Origin of the sequence: Anaeromassilibacillus sp. 1001302B_160321_C8 (genome assembly GCF_015554745.1) — a bacterium.
In the GTDB taxonomy this organism is placed as follows: Bacteria; Bacillota; Clostridia; order Oscillospirales; family Acutalibacteraceae; genus Anaeromassilibacillus; species Anaeromassilibacillus stercoravium.
Window position 1 is genome coordinate 24,085 of record NZ_JADNJD010000006.1, and the last position, 20,629, is coordinate 44,713.

The window sequence follows — 20,629 nt, forward strand, 5'->3', positions numbered from 1 at the left end:
CTGTATAAGAGAGTGGTGAATATGATGAGGAAAGCGATATCCTTACTGTTTATTACCGTTTTTTCCTTGGCACTGTTGCTTGCAGGTTGTGGGAATAATGAACAAGCAGCAAGCGGTCTGGAAGACCTCCCTTCCACTCCAGTGGAAACATCCTCGGAAACCGCAGTGTCTGCGGTGCTGGGAGTATCCGGATCGGAGCAAGAATCTGCCGGGCCCGAGTTGGACAGGGCTTCTCCTTCCAGTTTAGCGCAGGAATCCGAAGCAGTAGGAAATGAAACCAACGAGGAGGAAAACAGCGGCATGCAGATGTATGTACAGATCGGGGAGAGCACCTTTACCGCCACTTTGGAGGAAAATACAGCAGTTGATGCTCTGATAGAAATGATGGAGCAGGGGCCTGTTACCATCGCAATGAGCGACTATTCGGGTTTTGAAAAAGTGGGGCCGCTAGGAACGAGCCTCCCTACCAGCAATCAGCAGACTACTACGCAAGCTGGGGACATTGTGCTGTATCAGGGAAATCAAATAGTGTTGTTTTCCTTGAGAGCTTCGGAAGCCTTCTGATAGGTTTCATAGGTTGTAAAAGAGGTGGTGTCCGCCTCTACATAGGGGGAGATCAGGGCCAATGTGTTTGTATACATCTCCTCAAAGGCGCCGCTTTCAAAATAAGTGGTGATAAATTCGTCGAATAACTGATGGTAGCGCTCAAGATACGTATCCTCTGCAAAAATCCAGGAAAGCATGGGGCGGTCCTCCATCTGTCCGCTCAGAAGCGGGTCGTCGATGGGATAGTTGACCAGGGAGGTTGCGCCGCCACCGGAAGAGAATCCTCCAAACGCCAAATTGTAGTCCCAAGGGATCATGGAGAGGACGCTGTCATCCTCGTAGAGATAGTAGTTGTGGATCATATTCCCGGTGTAGCTATCCCCATTGAGCACAAAATTGTGGACGACAAAGTATCGGATCACGGCGTCGATGTCCAGGACTTCCTCCAGATTTGCTCCTTCGTTTAGTTGTTTTATGGAGGCGATGAGCCGGTCCTTATCGGCATCGGTGATGGAAAAAGTAGCATTGTCAAAAATATGGGAATAGCTGTCATAGTCGTCACCCAGATAAAGAAGCTTGGTATCGTCGGAATTGCTCATACCGCCACCCTGCCCGTTCATGCTGTCGGGCTTGTAAAGCAGGCCATAATCGGAGCCGAAATTGCGTTCCGCAAAGGCCTCTTCAATCCCTTCGACGGCCATATAGAAGCCGAAGTATGTCCCGTTTACGGTCAGCGTTGTGTAGCTGCACAGCGGCGCGGCGACGCCTATGGAGCGGAACATATCATAACAGATATAGTCTTTTAGGTAGGTGTTGTCCTGGATGAGGTTGTTTAGGCAGAGTTTGTCCAGGCCATAGTAGTTTTGGGCGTCGTCGTAGTGGTCAAATTCGACCTTAAAGCTATACCGGTCCGTAGTGACCTGGCTGAGAGAGGAATTTCCCTTGGTGCGAATCCCGACATTATTGAGCGCGGTTCCATCGATTACAATGCTGCATGTGATGTATTCCTTTTCCTGGGCATTGTCCAGAAGGTTTTGCCAGTCATCCTCGTCTACGACAATATCGATGCTATGCACCATATTGGTGTCGAACAGCTTCTCCACATAGGGCATCTCTGTCCGGCTGATCGTGATTCCCAATTGATCCGCATTTACAAAGACAACGGCCGCCAGCAACGTGAGCGCAACGAGGACCCAGCACACCACATCGGTATATGGATGCTTTGTCATAGTTTCACCCCTATCCCATATAGTCTCCGTTGTAACTGACCAGCACGGCGCTTTGGACTCCTTCCATTTCAGAAAGGACATTGATAAAATCGGTGTTGTCGTCCTTGAGACGCACCTCAAAATTGACCTCTATGGCGTTTTTCTGAGCCGTCTTTCCCTTGATAACCATGCGCTGCGTCTGCGTTTTGAGATATGCGGCGGCCCGCTGTTCGGCTGCATGGTCGGAACAGTTTACAACAGCAATGTATGGATTGGTGTGCGGCTTACGGTTGACAAAGATCAGTAGCACCAGGCCGATCCATACGCTTCCGATCACGGCCAGGGGAATCATACCGGCGGCCAATACGATGCCGACCGCGATGGCCCAGAACAGGAAGGCGATGTCCAACGGCTCCTTGATGGCAGTGCGGAAGCGGACGATGGACAGCGCGCCGACCATGCCCAGGGAAAGCACCACATTGCTCGTGACCGCCAAGATCACCAAAGTGGTAATCATGGTCAATGCAATCAAAGTCACCCCGAAGCCTGCGGAGTACATGACGCCGTTGTAGGTCTTCTTATAAACCAGGAAGATGAAGATGCCAAGCCCAAATGCAAGGAGCAAGGCAATTGCCATATCAAAAAGAGAGACACTGGTCACGTTTTCAAGAAAACTGGATTTAAAAATATCGGAAAATGTCATTGCAATATCCTCCTTTAAAATAAAATCAATCTTAACCATAAAGACGGCAGGCGGCGTATTTTGAAAAGGCTGTCACGCGCCGGTTTGGAATTTGGACGAGATCCTGCACCAGTGTGGGGAGGAATTCGTCCCATTTCACCTCCAGAATGACAGAGGGATCTCCTGTGGAAACCAGAGGACACTCGGGATTCAGAAAATCAACGCAGCGGATTCCTGTGCGCAGGTGATGGTCCAACGTGATGCGCACATTTCCGGCCGGATAGAGGAAGGGTTCGCGGAGGTATTCCACGATAGTCCTAGGGCGCAGTCCTTGATAGAGCATCTTTTGGTATAATTCCGTCAAGAGAGGCCGGCCGGCCGCATCCTTCATCCATGCCCACTTCCCTTCCACAATGGACTGCGCCTCTGCTTGGGTGAGTGGCGCGGTCAGCTTGCTGCATAGGCCGCCGGTTTTCTGCTTTTTTTCCAAGCGCAGAAACGATGGATCGTCCTTGTAATAGCGAATGCGAAATTTTTCCCGGTTGTTTACCCCGTTCAACTTTTCCCGCAGCACCTTATCACAGACGTTGTCAAAATACAAGCTGCGGACAGAATATGTTCCGTTGGGCTCTGCGTGGGGGTCGGGGGAGAGGACCGCACACAGGCGTTGTTTCAGTTCGATATAGTCTCCATAGTTGATGAGATGCTTCCATTCGTGCCGGAATTGCATTTGGCAACGCTCCTTTCTGGAACCCTTTCGCATCTGTGGCGGGGTTCCCTTTCTTTTTACCCAATGGGGAGATTTAACCTGCTTTTTACAATAGAATACAGGATCAGACTGAAATAAACCTGAAATGACAAAAATTTGCGAGCATTCCCCGCTTGATTTTGCCAACATACTTTGACATTTTGTGGGTATGCGGCGGATTTTACGTTTCTATCTATGGAAAACCATTCGTTGGTTTGCGAGGAAAAACGAAAGGCGCAGATTGCTCCTCCTTTTTGATCAAGATCATTGTGGGACGCTTGCCGTACAGCAGATATGATTCAAACAATCATGGTGCTTTTTCCAGGAAAGCAAGCGACGCTCCTTGTTAGTTCAAGCTAATTAAAAGGGAGATTCTATCCGTCCCATGGGGTGTCGATAATCAATCCATGAGGATAAAAGCTGCGTCTAGCAAGGAGAAATTGTCGGTGATATTGCGGCTGGTTTCTGCCATCATAGGTTGGCTCCCTGGCGTTCGCCACGGGGCTACCAGCAACAAGGGCCGGGGAGAAATTATTCGCCTTGCTTCATCTTTTATCAATTACTTGTTGAAAAAACAAATGGGATATAGATTTTTTTTGTGGAATATGATATATTAGGGACACAATAGATTGAAACTTGCAAAGGGGAATTTGCGAATCCCCTGAGAGAGGAGAAGAGCGGATGGATATCAACAGGATTGACGCATATTTGCAGGGGGCGTCCCTGGACGGCTATCAGGAATTTGGCGCGCATTTTAGCCATGAATACGACCAGGATGGCGCACGGTTTACGGTCTATGCGCCGAATGCCTCGCGGGTCATGTTGATCGGGTCGTTTAACGGGTGGACAGGCTACGATATGGAGCGATTGCCCTCCGGCGTTTGGACGATCTTTGTGCAGGGGATCCAGGAGATGGACATGTATAAATACCGGATCTTTACTGCTTCAGGGGAAGCCTATGACCGGGCGGACCCGTTTGCCTTTTACAGCGAGCTGCGGCCAAACACAGCCTCCTATGTCTACAACCTGAACGATTTTCCCTGGACGGATGGAAATTGGATGCGCACCCGCAACAAGAATTATAACCGGCCGCTGAGTATCTACGAAGCACATGCGGGTTCCTGGAAGATTAAGGACCGGCCGGAGGACGAACGCTTCTATCAGTACGATGAGCTGGCGGAATTGCTGATCCCCTATGTAAAAGAGATGGGATACACCCACATCGAATTGTTGCCTTTGACGGAGCATCCGTTTGACGGTTCCTGGGGATACCAGGTGACCGGCTATTTCAGCGCGACAAGCCGGTATGGGAACCCGAAACAGCTGATGCATTTTGTGAACCGCTGCCACGAGCAGGGGATTGGCGTGATTATGGATTTTGTCCCGACCCATTTTGTCTCCGATTTTTATGCGCTGCACCAATTTGACGGCGGATTTGTCTATGAGAGCGAGTATGAGGATCAGCGCTACAGCGAGTGGGGAACGGTGCTGTTTGACTTCTCAAAGCCACATGTCATCAGTTTTTTGCGGTCGGCGGTGGACTTTTGGCTGACATATTATCATTTTGACGGCGTGCGGTATGACGCTGTTGCAAATTTGATTTACCGCAACGGCAATACCAATGACGCGGTAAACGAAAGCGGCATATGGTTCTTGAAGACGTGCAATTATGCCATTCAAAAGCGCCATCCAAATGTTATGCTCATTGCAGAGGACTCTTCGAATTATTTGAAGGTGACGGCGCCGGTAGAATATGGAGGCTTGGGCTTTGACTACAAATGGGATCTCGGCTGGATGAACGATACACTCGATTATCTATCGGTGCCCCCCGCGCAGCGTCCGGGCGTGCATACAAAAATCAGCTTCTCTATGAGCTATTTTTACAACGACATCTATCTATTGCCGTTCTCCCACGATGAAGTGGTACATGGGAAAAAGACCATCATCGATAAAATTGCAGGAAATTACGAGGAGAAATTCCATCAGCTCCGCACCCTCTATCTCTATATGTTTACCCATCCGGGGAAAAAGCTCAATTTTATGGGCAATGAGCTGGCGGAGTTTAAAGAATGGGATGAGAAGAAGGAACTCGGCTGGAATCTTCTGACCTATCCCGCGCACGACGCATTTTGGAACTATTTCCGGGTGTTGCAGCATCTCTATTTGGAGGAGAGCGCCCTCTATCAGGAGGATTACAATGCACAGAGCTTCCAGTGGCTGGATGTCAACGATGCGAGCCGGTGCGTGTTTGCCTATAAACGTAGCGACCTGGCGAAAGAAGAACTGTACATTGCCATCAATTTTTCGAACCGCATGCACATGCATTACCCGCTGATGGTCGATCATTATGGCGTCTATGCGGAGATGCTGAATACCGATGCACTGCCGTTTGGCGGGAAGGGCAAGACGAATGAAGGCGAGCTTCGTGCCCAGATGCGGGGCGGCAAATACTGCTTGGACATCACGTTGGCACCGTTTGCTTCCTGCATCTTCAAACGGATTGCAACCACCGTGCCGCCGACCCGTGCAGCGAGGCCAGGTGAGCGGCCCGCCAAGAAAGTCCCCAAGAAAAGTCCTGCAGAGGAATTGGAGAAAACGGAATAGAACGCAAAAAAGGAGCGGTACAACCGCTCCTTTTTTATAAGGTTCTTTTTTGATTGGCTTTTAAAGAAGATGGATTCCATAACCTTCACAGGCGTTGCGCATGCTGTCCGGCCAGACGGACGCCTGGACTTCGCCGATATGCGCTTTTTCCAGCAACGCCATGCAAATGCGGGATTGCCCAATGCCGCCGCCCATGGTGAGCGGCAAGCGGCCCTCCAACAGCATGCTGTGGAACGGCAGCTGTGCGCGTTCTTCGCAGCCTGCCGCAGCAAGCTGTTTGCGCAGCGCCTCCGCATCGACGCGGATTCCCATGGAGGAGAGTTCCAGCGCACGGTTCAGGATGGGATACCAGATGATGATGTCCCCGTTCAGGGACCAATCGTCGTAGTCCGGAGCGCGGCCGTCGTGCGGCTTTCCGGATTTCAATGCGCCGCCGATCTGGGAGATAAAGACCGCGCCGTATTCCTTGGCGGCGGCGTCCTCCCGCTGCTTCGGCGTCAGATCCGGGTAACGGTCTTCCAGTTCCTGGCTGGAGACAAAGGTGATTTCCTCGGGAATATAGGAATCGAGAACCGGGAACCGCTCCGTCAGGACCGCTTGAGTTTTATGCAGGACCCCCATAATGGCATGGACAGCGCTTTGAAGCGTCTCCATGGTGCGCTCTTCCGCAGTGATGACGCGCTCCCAGTCCCATTGGTCCACATAGACGGAGTGGAGATTGTCGAGCTCTTCATCCCGGCGGATGGCATTCATATCCGTATAGAGGCCGGTATCGGCGCGGAACCCGTAGCGGGCGAGCGCCATGCGCTTCCATTTGGCAAGGGAATGGACAATTTGAACGTCGGCATGGATGTCTGCCACATCGAATTGCACTGGCCGCTCCACTCCGTTGAGGTCGTCGTTGAGGCCGGTCTCCGGCTGTACGAACAAGGGGGCGGATACACGTGTGAGGGAGAGGGCGGAGGCTAGCTCGCGCTCGAAGGTATCCTTCGCGAGCTTGATTGCGATTTCGGTCTCTATAATATCGAGCTTCGATGTGTAATCTTTCGGTAAAATCAGGTTGCTCAAAGCCATGCTTGGTTCATCCTTTCTCAAATGACAGCGCGGAAGTTGGAATAAAGAGAGATACCGCGGCTGAACGTGCAAAATTTACGCCTTATTATAAACCAAAATGGGATTTTTTGCAATCCTAAAGGGAAGAAGTTTCATTTTCAGGTTCTAATAATAAGTTCATATAGGACACATAGGGCTTTGTATACGGTGTGGCCGGAATACTGCCGGACATGGCGTTTTGCAGCGGTTCGGGGAGGGACATGAAAAAGCGTTGTACTTCTCGGTTTTCCTTCAAAAAATCATACAAGGCGTCTTCCAAAAGTAAAGCCTCCTTTCTGAAAGGGATTCAGGGCAAAGCATGGGCGTCTTTTATCTTTTACAAAATCGTTACACACATGCAGAAAATGCTTCACAATGCGGTTTGTAGCGGTAGTTTCGGCAATTTGAACGAAGCTGGGCGGAAGAAATACAGAAAGTGGCGAATTTGTAACAAGAATGATTTTTTTCTTCGAAATCGCAATAGAATCCCTTGCATATTCGGATTGATTGTGATATATTTAACATGCAATGATTCATTAGAAGATTGACCCGTGAAACATTTGGTTGGAGCGGGTTAGTGAATTATGAAATGGAGGAACAAAATCATGTCTAAGAAAATCGTGTTAGCAGGTGCTGTACGTACTGCAATCGGCAAGATGGGCGGCGCTTTGGCAAACGTTCCGGCTGCCACGCTTGGCTCCATCGTGATCAAAGAAGCTCTCAAGAGAGCAAATGTTGCGCCTGACCAGGTGGATGAAGTTCTGATGGGTTGCGTTCTGCAGGCTGCCCAGGGCCAGAACGTTGCGCGCCAGGCTGCTGTTAATGCAGGTATCCCGATCGAAGTTCCGGCTTTGACGCTGAACAACGTCTGCGGTTCCGGTCTGAAATGCGTGAACATGGCTGCTGCGATGATCGAGGCTGGCGAAGCGGATATCGTGGTCGCTGGTGGTATGGAGAACATGTCCTCCGCTCCGTATGCGCTGACCAAAGCTCGCTTTGGCTATCGCATGAACAATGCTACCATGATCGATACTATGGTCAACGATGCACTTTGGGATGCATTCAACGGCTACCACATGGGCATCACCGCTGAGAATGTTGCTGAGAAGTATGGCCTGACCCGTGAGATGCAGGACGAGTTCGCTGCTTGCAGCCAGCAGAAGTGCGAAAAGGCACAGGCAGAAGGCCGTTTTGATGATGAGATTGTTCCCGTTCCGGTAAAGATGAAGAAGGAGACTGTTATGTTCGCAAAGGACGAGGGCCCGCGTGCTGGTGTTACCGCTGAGAGCATCGCAAAGCTCCGCCCGGCATTCAAGCCCGATGGCGGCACGGTCACCGCTGCAAATGCTTCCGGTATCAACGACGGCGCAGCTGCAATCGTTGTTATGAGCGAAGAGAAGGCCAAAGAGCTGGGCGTTACCCCGATGGCTGAGTGGGTCACGGGCGCTTCCGCAGGCGTTGAGCCGTCCATCATGGGCATTGGCCCGGTTGCTGCTACCAAGAAGGCAATGGCTAGAGCGAACCTCACGGTTGAGGATATGGACCTGATCGAGGCAAACGAAGCGTTTGCGGCGCAGTCCCTGGCGGTTGCGAAGGACCTCAACTTTGATATGTCCAAGGTCAACGTCAACGGCGGTGCAATTGCTCTGGGCCATCCGGTCGGCGCTTCCGGCTGCCGTATCCTGGTTACCCTGCTGCATGAGATGAAGAAGAGAGGTTCCAACTACGGCCTCGCGACGCTGTGCGTCGGCGGCGGCATGGGCGTTGCCTCCATCGTAAAGAACTACAAATAAGAGCAGGGAGCGTTTAAACGATGAGCTATATTAAATATGAGCAGAACGGCTTCGTCGGCGTGCTGACGATCGACCGTGAAAAAGCTTTGAACGCGTTGAATTCCGAGGTTTTGGCGGATCTCGACGCAGCATTGGATGCAATTGATCTGGATTCCACCCGTTGCCTGATCATCACAGGCGCAGGCCAGAAGTCCTTCGTTGCCGGCGCGGACATCGGCGAGATGAGCACGCTGACAAAGGCGGAAGGCGAGGCCTTCGGCAAGAAGGGCAACGATGTATTCCGCAAGATCGAGACGCTGCCGATCCCGGTGATCGCAGCGGTCAATGGATTCGCCCTCGGCGGCGGCTGCGAGCTCTCTTTGAGCTGCGACATCCGTCTTGCCGCGGAGAACGCCGTATTCGGCCAGCCGGAGACCGGCTTGGGTATTACCCCCGGCTTCGGTGGCACGCAGCGTCTTGCCCGTACAATCAATGTGGGCAAGGCAAAGGAAATGATCTATGCCGGCACGAAGGTCAAGGCGCCGGAGGCGCTCAGCCTGGGCCTGGTTTCTGCCGTGTATCCGGCAGAGGAGCTCATGCCCGCTGCGATGAAGCTGGCAGAGCGGATTTCCGCCAATGCACCGATCGCGGTGCGCGCTTGCAAGAAGGCCATCAACGACGGCCTGCAGGTCAACATGGACGAAGCGATTGTCATCGAGGAGAAGCTCTTCGGCAGCTGCTTCGAGACGGAAGACCAGAAAAACGGCATGACGGCTTTTGTTGAGAAGCGGAAGCCCGAACCCTTTGTCAATAAATAAGTTTTATTCATCATCCGCACCGGTATTGCGTTCGAAAGAGGGCGATACCGGTGCGGGCCAACATAAAGATTACTATAGGAGGTTTCTATTATGAAAATTGGTGTTATCGGCGCAGGAACCATGGGCTCCGGCATCGCACAGGCATTTGCTCAGACAGAAGGTTATGAAGTAAAGCTCTGCGACGTGAAGGCAGAGTGGGCAGAAAACGGTAAGGCAAAGATCGCAAAGGGACTCAACAAGAGAGTTGCGAAGGGCAAGATGGAGCAGGCCGCTGCGGATGCAATCCTGGCGAAGATCACCACTGGTACGAATGAAATCGTTGCAGATTGCGACCTCGTTGTAGAGGCTGCGCTGGAAAAGATGGAGCTGAAGAAGGAAATCTTCAAGCAGTTGGAAGGCATCTGCAAGAAGGATTGCATCTTTGCAACCAACACTTCCTCCCTCTCCATTACAGAAATCTCCAATGGCCTTGACAGAGCAGTTGTCGGCATGCACTTCTTCAATCCGGCTCCGGTTATGAAGCTGGTGGAAGTCATCGCAGGCGAGACCACTAGCCCGGAGACCGTTCAGAAGGTGATCGAGGTTTCCGAGTCCATCGGCAAGACCCCGGTTCAGGTCAACGAGGCAGCTGGCTTTGTTGTAAACCGCATCCTGATCCCGATGATCAACGAGGCAGTTGGCATCTATGCAGACGGTGTTGCTTCTGTTGAGGGCATCGACACCGCGATGAAGCTCGGTGCAAACCATCCGATGGGCCCGCTCGCTTTGGGCGATCTGATCGGCCTGGACGTTTGCTTGGCGATCATGGAAGTTCTGCAGGCTGAGACGGGCGATCCGAAGTACCGTCCGCATCCGCTGCTCAGAAAGATGGTCCGCGCTGGCAAGCTCGGCCAGAAGACTGGCAAGGGATTCTACGATTACACCAAATAAGAAACGATTTGGCGTAAATTTTGATTTGGAGGAACAGGTATGGATTTCGTACTGAGCAAAGAACAGGAAATGGCCCGCACGCTCTTTAAAGAGTTTGCGGAGAATGAAGTAAAACCTCTTGCACAGGAAGTCGACGAGACGGAGCACTTCCCGAGAGAGACCGTTGAAAAGATGCAGAAGCTCGGTTTCATGGGAATTCCGCAGCCGAAGGAGTACGGCGGCCAGGGCTGTGACACGCTCACCTATGTGCTGTGCGTGGAAGAGCTCTCCAAGGTCTGCGCGACCACGGGCGTTATTGTTTCCGCGCATACTTCCCTGGGCACGGACCCGATTAAGAAGTTCGGTACCCCGGAGCAGAAAGAAAAGTATCTGCGTCCGCTGGCTTCCGGAAAGATGCTGGGTGCGTTTGGCCTGACCGAGCCCGGCGCAGGCACGGATGCTTCCGGCCAGCAGACCAAGGCTGTTTTGGAGGGCGATCATTATGTCCTCAACGGCAGCAAGATTTTCATCACGAACGGCGGCGAGGCGGATGTCTACATCATCTTCGCGATGACCGATAAGAGCAAGGGCACGAAGGGCATCTCCGCGTTCATCGTAGAGAAGGACTTCCCGGGCTTCCGCATCGGCACCAAGGAGAAGAAGATGGGTATCCGCGGTTCTTCCACCACAGAGCTGATCTTCGAGAACTGCATCGTTCCGAAGGAGAACCTCTTGGGACAGGAAGGCAAGGGCTTCAGCATCGCTATGGCGACGTTGGACGGCGGCAGAATCGGCATCGCAGCGCAGGCTTTGGGCATTGCTGAGGGCGCGCTGGAAGAGACCATTGCTTACGTAAAGGAAAGAAAGCAGTTTGGCCGTCCGATCGCGAAGTTCCAGAATACGCAGTTCCAGATCGCAGATATGGCGACGAAGGTAGAGGCTGCCCGTTATCTGGTGTACCGTGCGGCAATTGCAAAGGATACCAAGAAGCGTTTCTCCGTCGAGGCAGCAATGGCGAAGTTGTACGCTGCTGAAGTTGCGATGGAAGTAACCACCAAGGCGGTACAGCTCTTTGGCGGCTATGGTTACACGAGAGAGTACCCGGTTGAGCGCATGATGCGCGACGCAAAGATCACGGAAATTTACGAAGGCACCAGCGAAGTACAGCGCATGGTTATCTCCTCGAATGTAATTAAATAGTCGATAAAGGCCAAAAGGAGTGAAAATCTTTGAATATCGTAGTTTGCATTAAGCAAGTTCCGAATACCAATGAAGTAAAGCTGGATCCGGTGACCGGTACCCTGATTCGTGAAGGCGTGCCGAGCATCATCAATCCGGACGATAAAGCAGGTCTCGAAGCGGCTCTCCGCTTGAAGGACTCCATGGGCGCGCATGTGACGGTCCTCTCCATGGGCCCGCCGCAGGCGGACGCAGCGCTGCGCGAAGCGCTGGCAATGGGCGCAGACGAAGCCATCTTGGTTTCCGACAGAGCGTTTGGCGGCGCAGATACGTGGGCAACCTCCACGACGATTGCTGCTGCTATTAAGAACCTGGATTATGACCTCATCATCACCGGCCGTCAGGCGATCGACGGTGATACGGCGCAGGTTGGCCCGCAGATTTCCGAGCATCTCGGCATTCCGAACATCAGCTATGCGGAAGAGATCAAGGTCGAGGGCGATTCTGTGATTGTAAAGCGTCAGTATGAGGATCGTTATCATATCGTCAAGGCAAAGATGCCCTGCCTGATCACCGCGTTGACCGAGCTGAATAAGCCCCGCTATATGACGCCCGGCGGCATCTTTGATGCTTACAGAGAAAAAGAAGTTAAGGTTTGGGGCCTGAAAGATATTACCGTTGACCAGGCGAATATCGGTCTGAAGGGCTCACCCACCAGAGTGTTCCAGACGTTCACGAAGAGCTTGAAGGCAGCTGGCACAGTTGTCCAGCTCGATCCGGAAGAGTCCGCCAACTACATGATCGAGAAGCTCAAGGAAAAGTTCATTATTTAATTTGTAGTTTGTGATGACAACTGAGAATATTGAAAGTGGTGAGCAAAAAATGAATTTACAGGATTATCAGGGCGTATTTGTATTCGTCCAGCAGGTGGATCATAAAATCACTGGCGTTTCTTATGAGTTGCTCGGCAAAGGCAAGGAGCTCGCTGCGGATCTGGGAACAGAAGTGACCGCAGTTTTGCTCGGTTATCAGGTAGAAGACCTCTGCCCGAAGCTTGCCCGCTATGGCGCGGACAAGATCATCCTGGTCGACAACGAGGCTTTGGAGCCGTATACCACGGAGCCGTATGCACACGCGATGTACAGCGTGATTGAGAAGTACAAGCCCGCAGTCGTCCTCTATGGCGCAACGGCAATCGGCCGCGATCTGGCGCCGCGCGTGTCTGCTCGCGTGCATACCGGCCTGACCGCCGACTGCACGAAGCTGGAGATCGATCCGGATACGAAGAATCTGAAGATGACCCGTCCGGCATTCGGCGGCAACATCATGGCGACCATCCTCTGCCCGGAGCATCGTCCGCAGATGGCGACGGTTCGTCCTGGCGTTATGCAGAAGATTAAGCCGATCGACGGCGCAGAAGCTCCGGTTGAGAAGTACGATCCTGGATTTGAGAAGAACAACAAGTATGTAGAAGTGCTTGACGTTGTAAAGAAGGTCAGCGACAAGATCGACATCCAGGATGCCAAGATTCTGGTTTCCGGCGGCCGTGGCATGGGCTGCCCGGAGAACTTCAAGCTCCTGCGTGATCTGGCGGACGTCCTCGGCGGCGAGGTGAGTGCGTCCAGAGCGTGTGTCGATGCAGGCTGGGCTGAGAAAGATGTACAGGTTGGCCAGACCGGTAAGACCGTTCGCCCGAACCTCTACATTGCCTGCGGCATCTCCGGCGCTATCCAGCACTTGGCCGGCATGGAGGATTCCGACGTGATCATTGCGATCAATAAGGATGAGAACGCGCCGATCTTCGAAGTAGCGGATTACGGCATTGTTGGCGACGTGACCAAGATTCTGCCGCTCTTCACAGAGAAGCTCAAGGAAGAACTGGCTCTGCGCAACGCGTAAGGGTTTCTTTCTGGATAAAATTGGCCCCTGGGAAATCCCAGGGGCTTTTTTGTTGGGTTATGTCATTTCAGGATTAAAGTGGGGGGAACGATACAGATGAAACAATTGGAACAGGCCGTCCGTTTTTTGGAAAAGGACCCGCTCCTTCACATCGATATGCTGGAATGCATCCGGCGTGGGAATGCAGAGTGCCTTTATGTGTCAGAGACGGGGGTTCTCTTGCGCGATCAACCGTCCGGGACGTGTCAATTGAGTGTGGAAACAGAAGGCGCCCTTCGGGAATGTCTGCCGCTTCTACAGGGGACAGATCTGTTGGTTTGCCATCAGGATTTTTATCGAGAGTTCCTATCGACGGCTTTGAACCTTTCCTTCGGGGAACGGTGTTACCAAGCCGCTTATTTAAAATCGGAAGCGCCGCATCCCAACCGCGAAGCAGGGTGGGACATTCATTCTTTGGATGAATCGGCCCTTCCGTTTGTGCATCAGCACTATAAGATGGTGACGGACGAGGACTACCTGCTCCAACGCCTGCATTCCGGAGAAATGTATGGCATCTTTGTGGAAGGAAAGCCGGCGGGGTTTATCGGCATGCACGCAGAGGGATCGCTCGGCATGTTGGAGATTTTGCCGGAGTACCAGCGGAGAGGGTTAGCCTTCGTACTGGAATCGTACGCCATTTATCGGATCAAGGAGAAGGGATGGACCCCTTACGGGCAGGTCATTGTGGGCAATCTCGCCTCTATGCATTTGCAACAAAAGATTGGGATGACCTTCTCTGAAAAGACCTGCTACTGGTTGAGTTGAGATTCAAAATTTTTTCTGCGCGCAGGGATTGTCAGGGTGGCGCGTGTTCCAACCGATAATTTGCTCTCCAGAGTAAGGCCAAACTCTTTGCCGTAATAGAGTTGAATACGCTCATGGACATTTTTGATCCCATACCCGCCGGAATCCTGTGTCAACAGGTTCGGAAGGGCCTGTGGATCGATTCCGACACCATTGTCTTCTACCATGAAGACAATGGTGTCCTTTTTATGTGCGGCAGTGATCCGGAGGATTCCCCCGCCGTCCGGACGCTGGTCCAAGCCATGGACAATGGCGTTTTCCACCAAAGGTTGTAGGAGAAGATTCAGCATCAGATATTCGCCAAGCCCTTTTTCGATTTGATAGATTGCTTCGAATTGGCCGCTATGCATGATCCGCTGGATATCGATATAGGAGCGCGTATTTTTCAGCTCGTCTGCTACAGATGTAAGCTGTTTTCCCTTATTCAACGTGGTTCGGTAGAATGTAGACAGGAGCTGCGCCATTTCGCTGATATCAGGGGCGTCTGCACGGATGGCCCTCCAATTGATGAGGGACAGGCTATTGTATAAAAAATGGGGATTGATCTGCGCTTGAAGAGCACGCATTTCCGCTTCTTTTTGTGCAAGCTTCCCCGTATAGACCTCATTGATCAGGGCGTTGATCTTATCCAGCATCTTCTGAAAGCTCCGAATTAGATCCCCAACTTCGTCGTGGGATTCGCTGGTGATCGTTACCCCCATGTCGCCTCCCTCAACTTGCTGCATGGTCTTTTGAAGTTTTTCAATCCGGCTGACCACCGCATGGGAAAGCAGCCATCCGATCAAGACCACCAGGATTAAGCAAAGCATAATAATGAAAGCAACGGTCAAAACGATGGGGGTGGCTGCATCTGTAATAAGATGGATTGGCTTATACAGGTAAACATCCCAGCCACAGGAAGGAATGTTTGCTTGAATTACGGTGTAATCAGAAGAGTTCCAGGTAATGGAAGAAGAATCGGAATCTAAAAGAGTCTCCAACGGTGGAACTTCACTCACATCGAGGCCGGCAAAGATTTCAGAATATACAGCGCTTCCATTGGAATCGACCAGATAGATTCCACAGGAATTTTTGGATAGCTCCAAAAAGGAGGAAAAGAGTTTTTGAGAGTCGATTTCGATATACAAAAGATTTTTTGCAGTTCCGCCGCTGTCTGGTTCAGGCATACGCCGGACAGCGCAGACAATGTCCTCCGCCGGCACAAACCAATTGATTTTAGAAGATTGGATACTGGGTTCATACCAGATCTCCCCTTCGGCATCTTGTAGGGGGATCACCATATTGCCGTGTTTTTCCATATTGGTGCCAGAATATAAGGTGATTCGCTCCACATCGTCATGAAGGTTTTTCATAGATAAAAATAGAGGGCTGATTGTTTTGCTATAGACATCATAGAGTTCCATGTAATTGGTATAGATACGATTGGCTGATTCGTTTAGATCAGAGTCAAAGGCCAAATAGTCCGAGAGGTTGTTATAGATCTGGATCTGGTTGTCCAGGGAGTCGGCAGCCTGCTGCAAGGAGGATTGCAGGTTAGCCTCTTCTTGTGAAACCAACAAAGCCTTTGTTTGTTGATAGCAAAATAGCCCGAGGATTGCCACGGGGATAATACTAACCAGCAAAAAGCACAGCATGATTTTTTTTCGGAACGTGAGGTCCTTCAATAAGTGGATAGGAGACTTCATATCAATCTTCCTTTTGCCGGAATTTTTCAGGGCTGCTTCCAAAATATTCACGGAAGCTCTGGATGAAATAGGATACATTGGAATATCCAACGGCATTGCAGATAGTTACAACTTTCATGTGGGTGGTTTCCAAAAGCTCTTTTGCTTTTTCCATGCGGAATGCCTTTATATATTTATTAAGCCCATATCCCGTCTCTTTTTTAAAAATGGAGCTCAGATAACGGGGAGACAAATAGACGATTTCTGAGAGGTTTTCCAGATTGAGCTCTTGGTCATAATGTTTGCTGATATATCGCTTGACGGTTTCAACGTAGTTGGATGGGGCATGGGATTCCATGTTAGGATGTTCTAAATTCTGTTCTAGAATATTGGCTATTTCTTGGTAACTGTTGCTTTGGTAGATGGATTCTACTTTCCGAAACAGTTCTTCTTCGGAGAAATGGGCCCAATGGATAGAAACATCCCGTAGCAAATTGGAAAACACAAATTTTACATATAAGTGAGAAAGATTGGTTTGACCAGCATATGCGTCGCAAAGCAGTTGTATGTTTCTATGAACGGCATCCAAATTGTGCTCTTGCAGGGCCGCTTCCAAAGAAGTAAACAGGGAAGAGACATCTTGATAACCGCTGTTTAATTTTTGAGAGGAGGCACAAGCAGAGAACACATAGGTGTCTGGGAGAAAAAAGCGGTTTTCCAACGCCTGTTCCAGGGATTCAAAGGCCGTCGGGATCTCAGAAGCTCCTGAAAAATCTTCGCTGAAGGCCAGATAACCATCCACACGATAGCGCTGTTGGATAAACCGCCGGATGTCAGCGGACAAAGAAGCCCAATCGGTCCGATTGGCAGCATTGGAAAAGAACAACAGGCTTTCACAGGGGTTTAAGTTGAGATAGTCAAAGGGAAGGGGAAGCAGTTGCGAAAGTTCCTCAGAGAATTCTTGCCCAGCGTGATCGAAAAAATTCCGGTTGAACTCTAGCAAGACCATGTTGGTATATTGATTCAAAAAGCCTAGATCGAACAGGGCCCCGGCTTCCGCAGTCAATGTTTCCAAGGGAGTACCGTTGACTAAGGAATAGAGAAGATGTTCCCGCGCGTAAGCAATCCGGCGGTTGTTCCGTTCTTCTTCCGACCGGCGGGAAAGGATTTCTGCGGAAACCCGTTGCATAACTGTGCAGAATTCCTCGACGTTTACTGGCTTAAGGATGTATTCCCGGACCCCCAGCGAAATAGCGGTCTTGGCATATTCGAATTCGCTAAACCCACTAAATAGGATCACCCGGATGTTGGGTTGTAGCAACAGCGCTTCTTTAGCGAGAGTGAGCCCATCCATAAAGGGCATCCGCACGTCTGTAAACAGGATGTCGACGGCGCGGTTCTTTAGGTAGTCGAGTGCCGCTTTCCCATTGGGGGCTTGGCCGGTTTCCATATTGAAGCCATATTTGTGAAGCAGAAAGAGAATCCCTTCCCGTTCCTCCGCTTCATCATCCACAACCAACATATGTATCATAGAAGGAACTCCTCTCTTATTAAAATAATCCATCTATTTTAATTTTATCCCATTAAATCCAAAGGAATCTTGAAAGTTTTTTATTAAATTCCATGAGAAAATTTTGAAGGCAAGGGACTCTTTATATAATAAAAACATTGAAACCCAAGAAAGAGGTGTCCGGAGTGAAACAGACCAAAAAGATACACCAAATATGCGCCTGGTTCCTAATCCTAATGGTGGGGATTCTACAAGGATGTGACCGGACAACGAAAGAGACAGAAAAAGTTGCAGAAGCTTCGCTGTATCAAGAGCAGGAGGAAGAAGGCCTTTCCTGGGAGACTGCCGCGCATACCCCGTTTGGCAAATATCCGGAGCCGGTAGCCTGTACCGTAGGGAGAAAGAGCAACGGGTATACATTGGAACAGGCGTTACAGGATGACGTCTGGACGTATCAACGCTTTTTAGCAGACTTCCTAAATATTGAATTTACCAACGCCTTTGATGTCCAAAGTGAAGAGGATTTCCAGCAGAAAGTTTCAATGGCCATTGTCAGCGGGGATATTCCAGATATTATAACGGTCAATGGGCAACAGCTTCTGCGGTTGTATGAATCTGGGCAGATCGCAGATTTAACAGAGGCCTATGAGAATTGCGCCAGTGACCACATCAAAGAAATCTATGACTCCTATGGCGGCGCATGCCTGGATGCGGCGACATTTGATGAGCGGTTAATGGCCTTGCCCACGACCGAAATGTCGCATGGGCCGGGGGTATTGTGGTTGCGCAAGGATTGGATGGAAAAGCTGAACCTTCCAGCCCCGGAGACGATGGAGGACATTGAACAGATTCTCCGCCGCTTTATACAAGAGGACCCGGGAGGGAATGGTCCAGGCAAGACCATTGGCCTTGTGTGCAGCCCGGAAATTGCGGGGGATTCCGGCGGATTATATATGCTCAACAGTGTGTTTACCCTTTATGGGGCGTTTCCGAAACAGTGGATGGAGCAGGAGGACGGCTCGGTTGCCTATGGTTCCATTCAGCCGGAGATGAAGAATGCGTTGGCGGAAGTCGCTAAATTGTATCAAGAAGGGCTTCTCGACCAGCAATTCCTTTTGCGGACGGAAGAGGATTGCCAAGAATTATTGGCCGAAGGCATCAGTGGGGCCTTCTTTGGAAACTATTGGAGCAGTGAAGTCCTTCCGGAATGTTTATTGAAAAATCCAGAAGCCGATTGGACGCCGTATATCGTGCCAAAAGATGAAAATGGATATATAACGATGTTCGAGGGCAACCCCAATAGCAGCTACATTGTTGTCCGCAAGGGCTATTCGCATCCAGAAGTTGCCATCAAGATGGCAAGCGTGCAGTTCGATTACGTGCAGGACGTGGAACCAGAATTTAAAAACCAGTTAAACCGGGATGGAATGCTGCTCAATATGCATATTGGATATGATGATTCGTTTGCCCGCTCTGGTGCCACCTTGGATCAAGCGCTCCGGGGAGAAATACAGGTGGATGAATTGAATGCAACCCACAAGTCAAACTTTCAGAAAATAACCGCATATTTGCAGGCCTTGGAAGAAGGAGAAACGCCTTCTCCGTGGGATTGGCAGCAATATAAATCTTACATAGAAGCTTACCATCTCTATATGGAGACACCTATCAAGAGGGTGACGCCTGTATTTGTGCGAGAGACGGATATTATGCGGAAATATTGGCCAGCCCTTGAAGAAATGGAGCAAGAAATGATGCTTCGCATTGTTACGGGCGAAGCCCCTTTGGAAGCATTTGATGCCTTTGTAGAAGAATGGCTGGATGCAGGAGGAGACCTCGTGACAGGAGAGGTCAACCGGCTTCATACACAAGATAATCGACCTGACAGCAGGCGAATGGTTTTGGCCGTTTGCCTGCTTTCTGATTCTTATCATAGCATGAATTCGAAGCATAAAAAAGGACGGTATATAAAATGCATGAAATTTCAATGTGTATTGTACTTTTTTTATATTTACTGGCGAACCTTCCCGGTTTACAATAAAATTACCGAAAAACAAATGAATTCGTTGAACGAAGATGATGACGAATTCAAAGGGCAAGTCCAACTATATCTTTAGAAAAAAGAAGAAAGGAGTGACAAGAATATGGACTTGCAAAAGGGACGATTGAGACAAGGAGGGTTAAACATGTCAAAAATGGGCAGAAAAATTACCGCCCTAATGCTTGCGTTACTAATGGCAACTTCTACCTGTAGCGTCGGACTCGCTGCGCAGGAACAGGTTGGCAGTATAGGAACGGCCGTTTCAGCCTCGGCTGGAGATACTGTCACAGTAACATTTGATTCACAAGGGGGGTCCGAGCTGGCCCCAATCGAGACCACCGCGGGAAGCACAGTCCTGCTGCCGGAGAATCCATCGAAGCCCGGTTATGCGTTTAAGGGCTGGTATACGGAGCCGAACGGAGAAGGCAGCCTGTTCTATATCGATACCCCGGTGACAGAGAGCATCACCGTGTATGCCTACTGGGAGGAAATCCCGACCGGCCTCATCGATGAACAGCCTTCGGACAATTTCTATGAGATCTTTGTCCGCGCATTCTGCGATTCCGACGGGGATGGCATCGGTGACTTTAACGGCCTGGCCAGCAAGATGGATTATTTGCAGGATCTGGGTATCACGGGAATTTGGCTGATGCCAATTACCGAGTCTGGCAGCTACCACGGTTACGATACGGTAGACTACTACAGCGTGGAGCAGGACTATGGCACGATGGAAGACTTTGAGAATATGCTGGATGAAGCGCATGCGCATGGGATCAAAGTCATTATGGATCTGGTGGTAAACCATTGCGGCAGCGGCAACCCGTGGTTCCAGGATGCAATTACCAATCCGGAGACGAGCCCGTACCGCGACTATTTCAAGATTGAGAAGAGCACGGACTACGACGAAGATAAAGACAACAACGCGACGGACGACGCACATTCCGGCAATAAACGCGTATGGCAGCAGTGGAGAGCAACCCCGGGTTACCGCTATCTGGGCTTGTTCGGCGGCGGAATGCCGGACCTGAACTATGACAACCCGGCGGTACATGAGGAAATGATCAATGCCGGCCAGTTCTGGCTGGAAAAAGGCGTGGACGGCTTCCGTCTTGACGCA

18 protein-coding genes are annotated in these 20,629 nt (G+C 50.7%); 11 read left to right on the forward strand and 7 right to left on the reverse strand.

The features are described from left to right. Window positions 1-21 precede the first annotated feature (21 nt). Window positions 22-564, forward strand: a complete 543-nt coding sequence (locus I2E77_RS05580; RefSeq protein ID WP_243252539.1) for a cyclophilin-like fold protein — start codon at window positions 22-24, stop codon at window positions 562-564. Here the strand turns inward: I2E77_RS05580 and I2E77_RS05585 are convergent. From I2E77_RS05585 to I2E77_RS05595, 3 genes are read right to left on the reverse strand one after another with little or no spacing between them, the layout of a single operon-like run. Next, window positions 522-1,775 carry a CotH kinase family protein gene (locus tag I2E77_RS05585; protein ID WP_195450786.1) on the reverse strand — a complete coding sequence of 418 codons (1,254 nt, stop codon included), beginning with the start codon at window positions 1,773-1,775 and terminating at the stop codon, window positions 522-524. The genes I2E77_RS05580 and I2E77_RS05585 overlap by 43 nt on opposite strands. 10 nt (window positions 1,776-1,785) lie before the next feature. Then, entirely contained in the window at window positions 1,786-2,457 is a 672-nt protein-coding gene (locus tag I2E77_RS05590; RefSeq protein ID WP_087233127.1) for a DUF4956 domain-containing protein, read from the reverse strand. Between the two features lie 31 nt (window positions 2,458-2,488). Continuing rightward, window positions 2,489-3,166 (reverse strand): polyphosphate polymerase domain-containing protein, encoded by a 678-nt coding sequence (locus tag I2E77_RS05595; RefSeq protein WP_195450787.1) that lies wholly within the window; start codon window positions 3,164-3,166, stop codon window positions 2,489-2,491. A gap of 699 nt (window positions 3,167-3,865) precedes the next feature. On the opposite strand from I2E77_RS05595, the gene glgB reads away from it, so the two are divergent. Then, window positions 3,866-5,788, forward strand: a complete 1,923-nt coding sequence (glgB, locus tag I2E77_RS05600; protein WP_087233133.1) for a 1,4-alpha-glucan branching protein GlgB — start codon at window positions 3,866-3,868, stop codon at window positions 5,786-5,788. A 60-nt stretch (window positions 5,789-5,848) separates the two neighbouring features. Here the strand turns inward: glgB and asnA are convergent, their stop codons facing one another. Further along, window positions 5,849-6,862, reverse strand: coding sequence for an aspartate--ammonia ligase (gene asnA / locus I2E77_RS05605; RefSeq protein WP_087233136.1), 1,014 nt, complete (start codon window positions 6,860-6,862; stop codon window positions 5,849-5,851). 115 nt (window positions 6,863-6,977) lie between these two features. Then, entirely contained in the window at window positions 6,978-7,160 is a 183-nt protein-coding gene (locus I2E77_RS05610) for a hypothetical protein (RefSeq protein ID WP_087233139.1), read from the reverse strand. 325 nt (window positions 7,161-7,485) lie between these two features. Between I2E77_RS05610 and I2E77_RS05615 the strand changes: the two genes are divergently transcribed. From I2E77_RS05615 to I2E77_RS05645, 7 genes are all read left to right on the forward strand, one after another. Further along, on the forward strand, window positions 7,486-8,673 hold the full coding sequence (locus tag I2E77_RS05615) for an acetyl-CoA C-acetyltransferase (protein WP_087233142.1): 1,188 nt from the start codon (window positions 7,486-7,488) through the stop codon (window positions 8,671-8,673). A gap of 20 nt (window positions 8,674-8,693) precedes the next feature. Further along, on the forward strand, window positions 8,694-9,470 hold the full coding sequence (locus tag I2E77_RS05620; RefSeq protein ID WP_087233145.1) for an enoyl-CoA hydratase-related protein: 777 nt from the start codon (window positions 8,694-8,696) through the stop codon (window positions 9,468-9,470). A 90-nt stretch (window positions 9,471-9,560) separates the two neighbouring features. Next, a complete protein-coding gene (locus I2E77_RS05625) occupies window positions 9,561-10,400 on the forward strand; it encodes a 3-hydroxyacyl-CoA dehydrogenase family protein (RefSeq protein WP_087233148.1) in 840 nt (279 codons plus the stop codon). Between the two features lie 39 nt (window positions 10,401-10,439). Next, window positions 10,440-11,579 carry an acyl-CoA dehydrogenase gene (locus I2E77_RS05630; protein WP_087233151.1) on the forward strand — a complete coding sequence of 380 codons (1,140 nt, stop codon included), beginning with the start codon at window positions 10,440-10,442 and terminating at the stop codon, window positions 11,577-11,579. Between the two features lie 29 nt (window positions 11,580-11,608). Further along, entirely contained in the window at window positions 11,609-12,391 is a 783-nt protein-coding gene (locus I2E77_RS05635; protein ID WP_087233154.1) for an electron transfer flavoprotein subunit beta/FixA family protein, read from the forward strand. Between the two features lie 49 nt (window positions 12,392-12,440). Next, window positions 12,441-13,457 carry an electron transfer flavoprotein subunit alpha/FixB family protein gene (locus I2E77_RS05640; RefSeq protein ID WP_087233467.1) on the forward strand — a complete coding sequence of 339 codons (1,017 nt, stop codon included), beginning with the start codon at window positions 12,441-12,443 and terminating at the stop codon, window positions 13,455-13,457. A 96-nt stretch (window positions 13,458-13,553) separates the two neighbouring features. Then, complete coding sequence (locus I2E77_RS05645; protein WP_087233157.1) at window positions 13,554-14,261, forward strand: GNAT family N-acetyltransferase; 708 nt, start codon at window positions 13,554-13,556, stop codon at window positions 14,259-14,261. On the opposite strand, the gene I2E77_RS05650 is transcribed toward I2E77_RS05645, so the two are convergent. Then, window positions 14,246-15,985 carry a sensor histidine kinase gene (locus I2E77_RS05650; protein ID WP_195450788.1) on the reverse strand — a complete coding sequence of 580 codons (1,740 nt, stop codon included), beginning with the start codon at window positions 15,983-15,985 and terminating at the stop codon, window positions 14,246-14,248. The two genes, I2E77_RS05645 and I2E77_RS05650, sit on opposite strands and share 16 nt — an antisense overlap. 1 nt (window position 15,986) lies before the next feature. Continuing rightward, window positions 15,987-17,495 (reverse strand): response regulator, encoded by a 1,509-nt coding sequence (locus I2E77_RS05655; RefSeq protein ID WP_191395495.1) that lies wholly within the window; start codon window positions 17,493-17,495, stop codon window positions 15,987-15,989. Between the two features lie 164 nt (window positions 17,496-17,659). On the opposite strand from I2E77_RS05655, the gene I2E77_RS05660 reads away from it, so the two are divergent. After that, window positions 17,660-19,588 carry an extracellular solute-binding protein gene (locus tag I2E77_RS05660; RefSeq protein WP_195450789.1) on the forward strand — a complete coding sequence of 643 codons (1,929 nt, stop codon included), beginning with the start codon at window positions 17,660-17,662 and terminating at the stop codon, window positions 19,586-19,588. Between the two features lie 69 nt (window positions 19,589-19,657). Next, window positions 19,658-20,629 (forward strand): alpha-amylase family glycosyl hydrolase (locus I2E77_RS05665; RefSeq protein WP_207738199.1); only part of this gene is annotated, 972 nt, incomplete at its 3' end.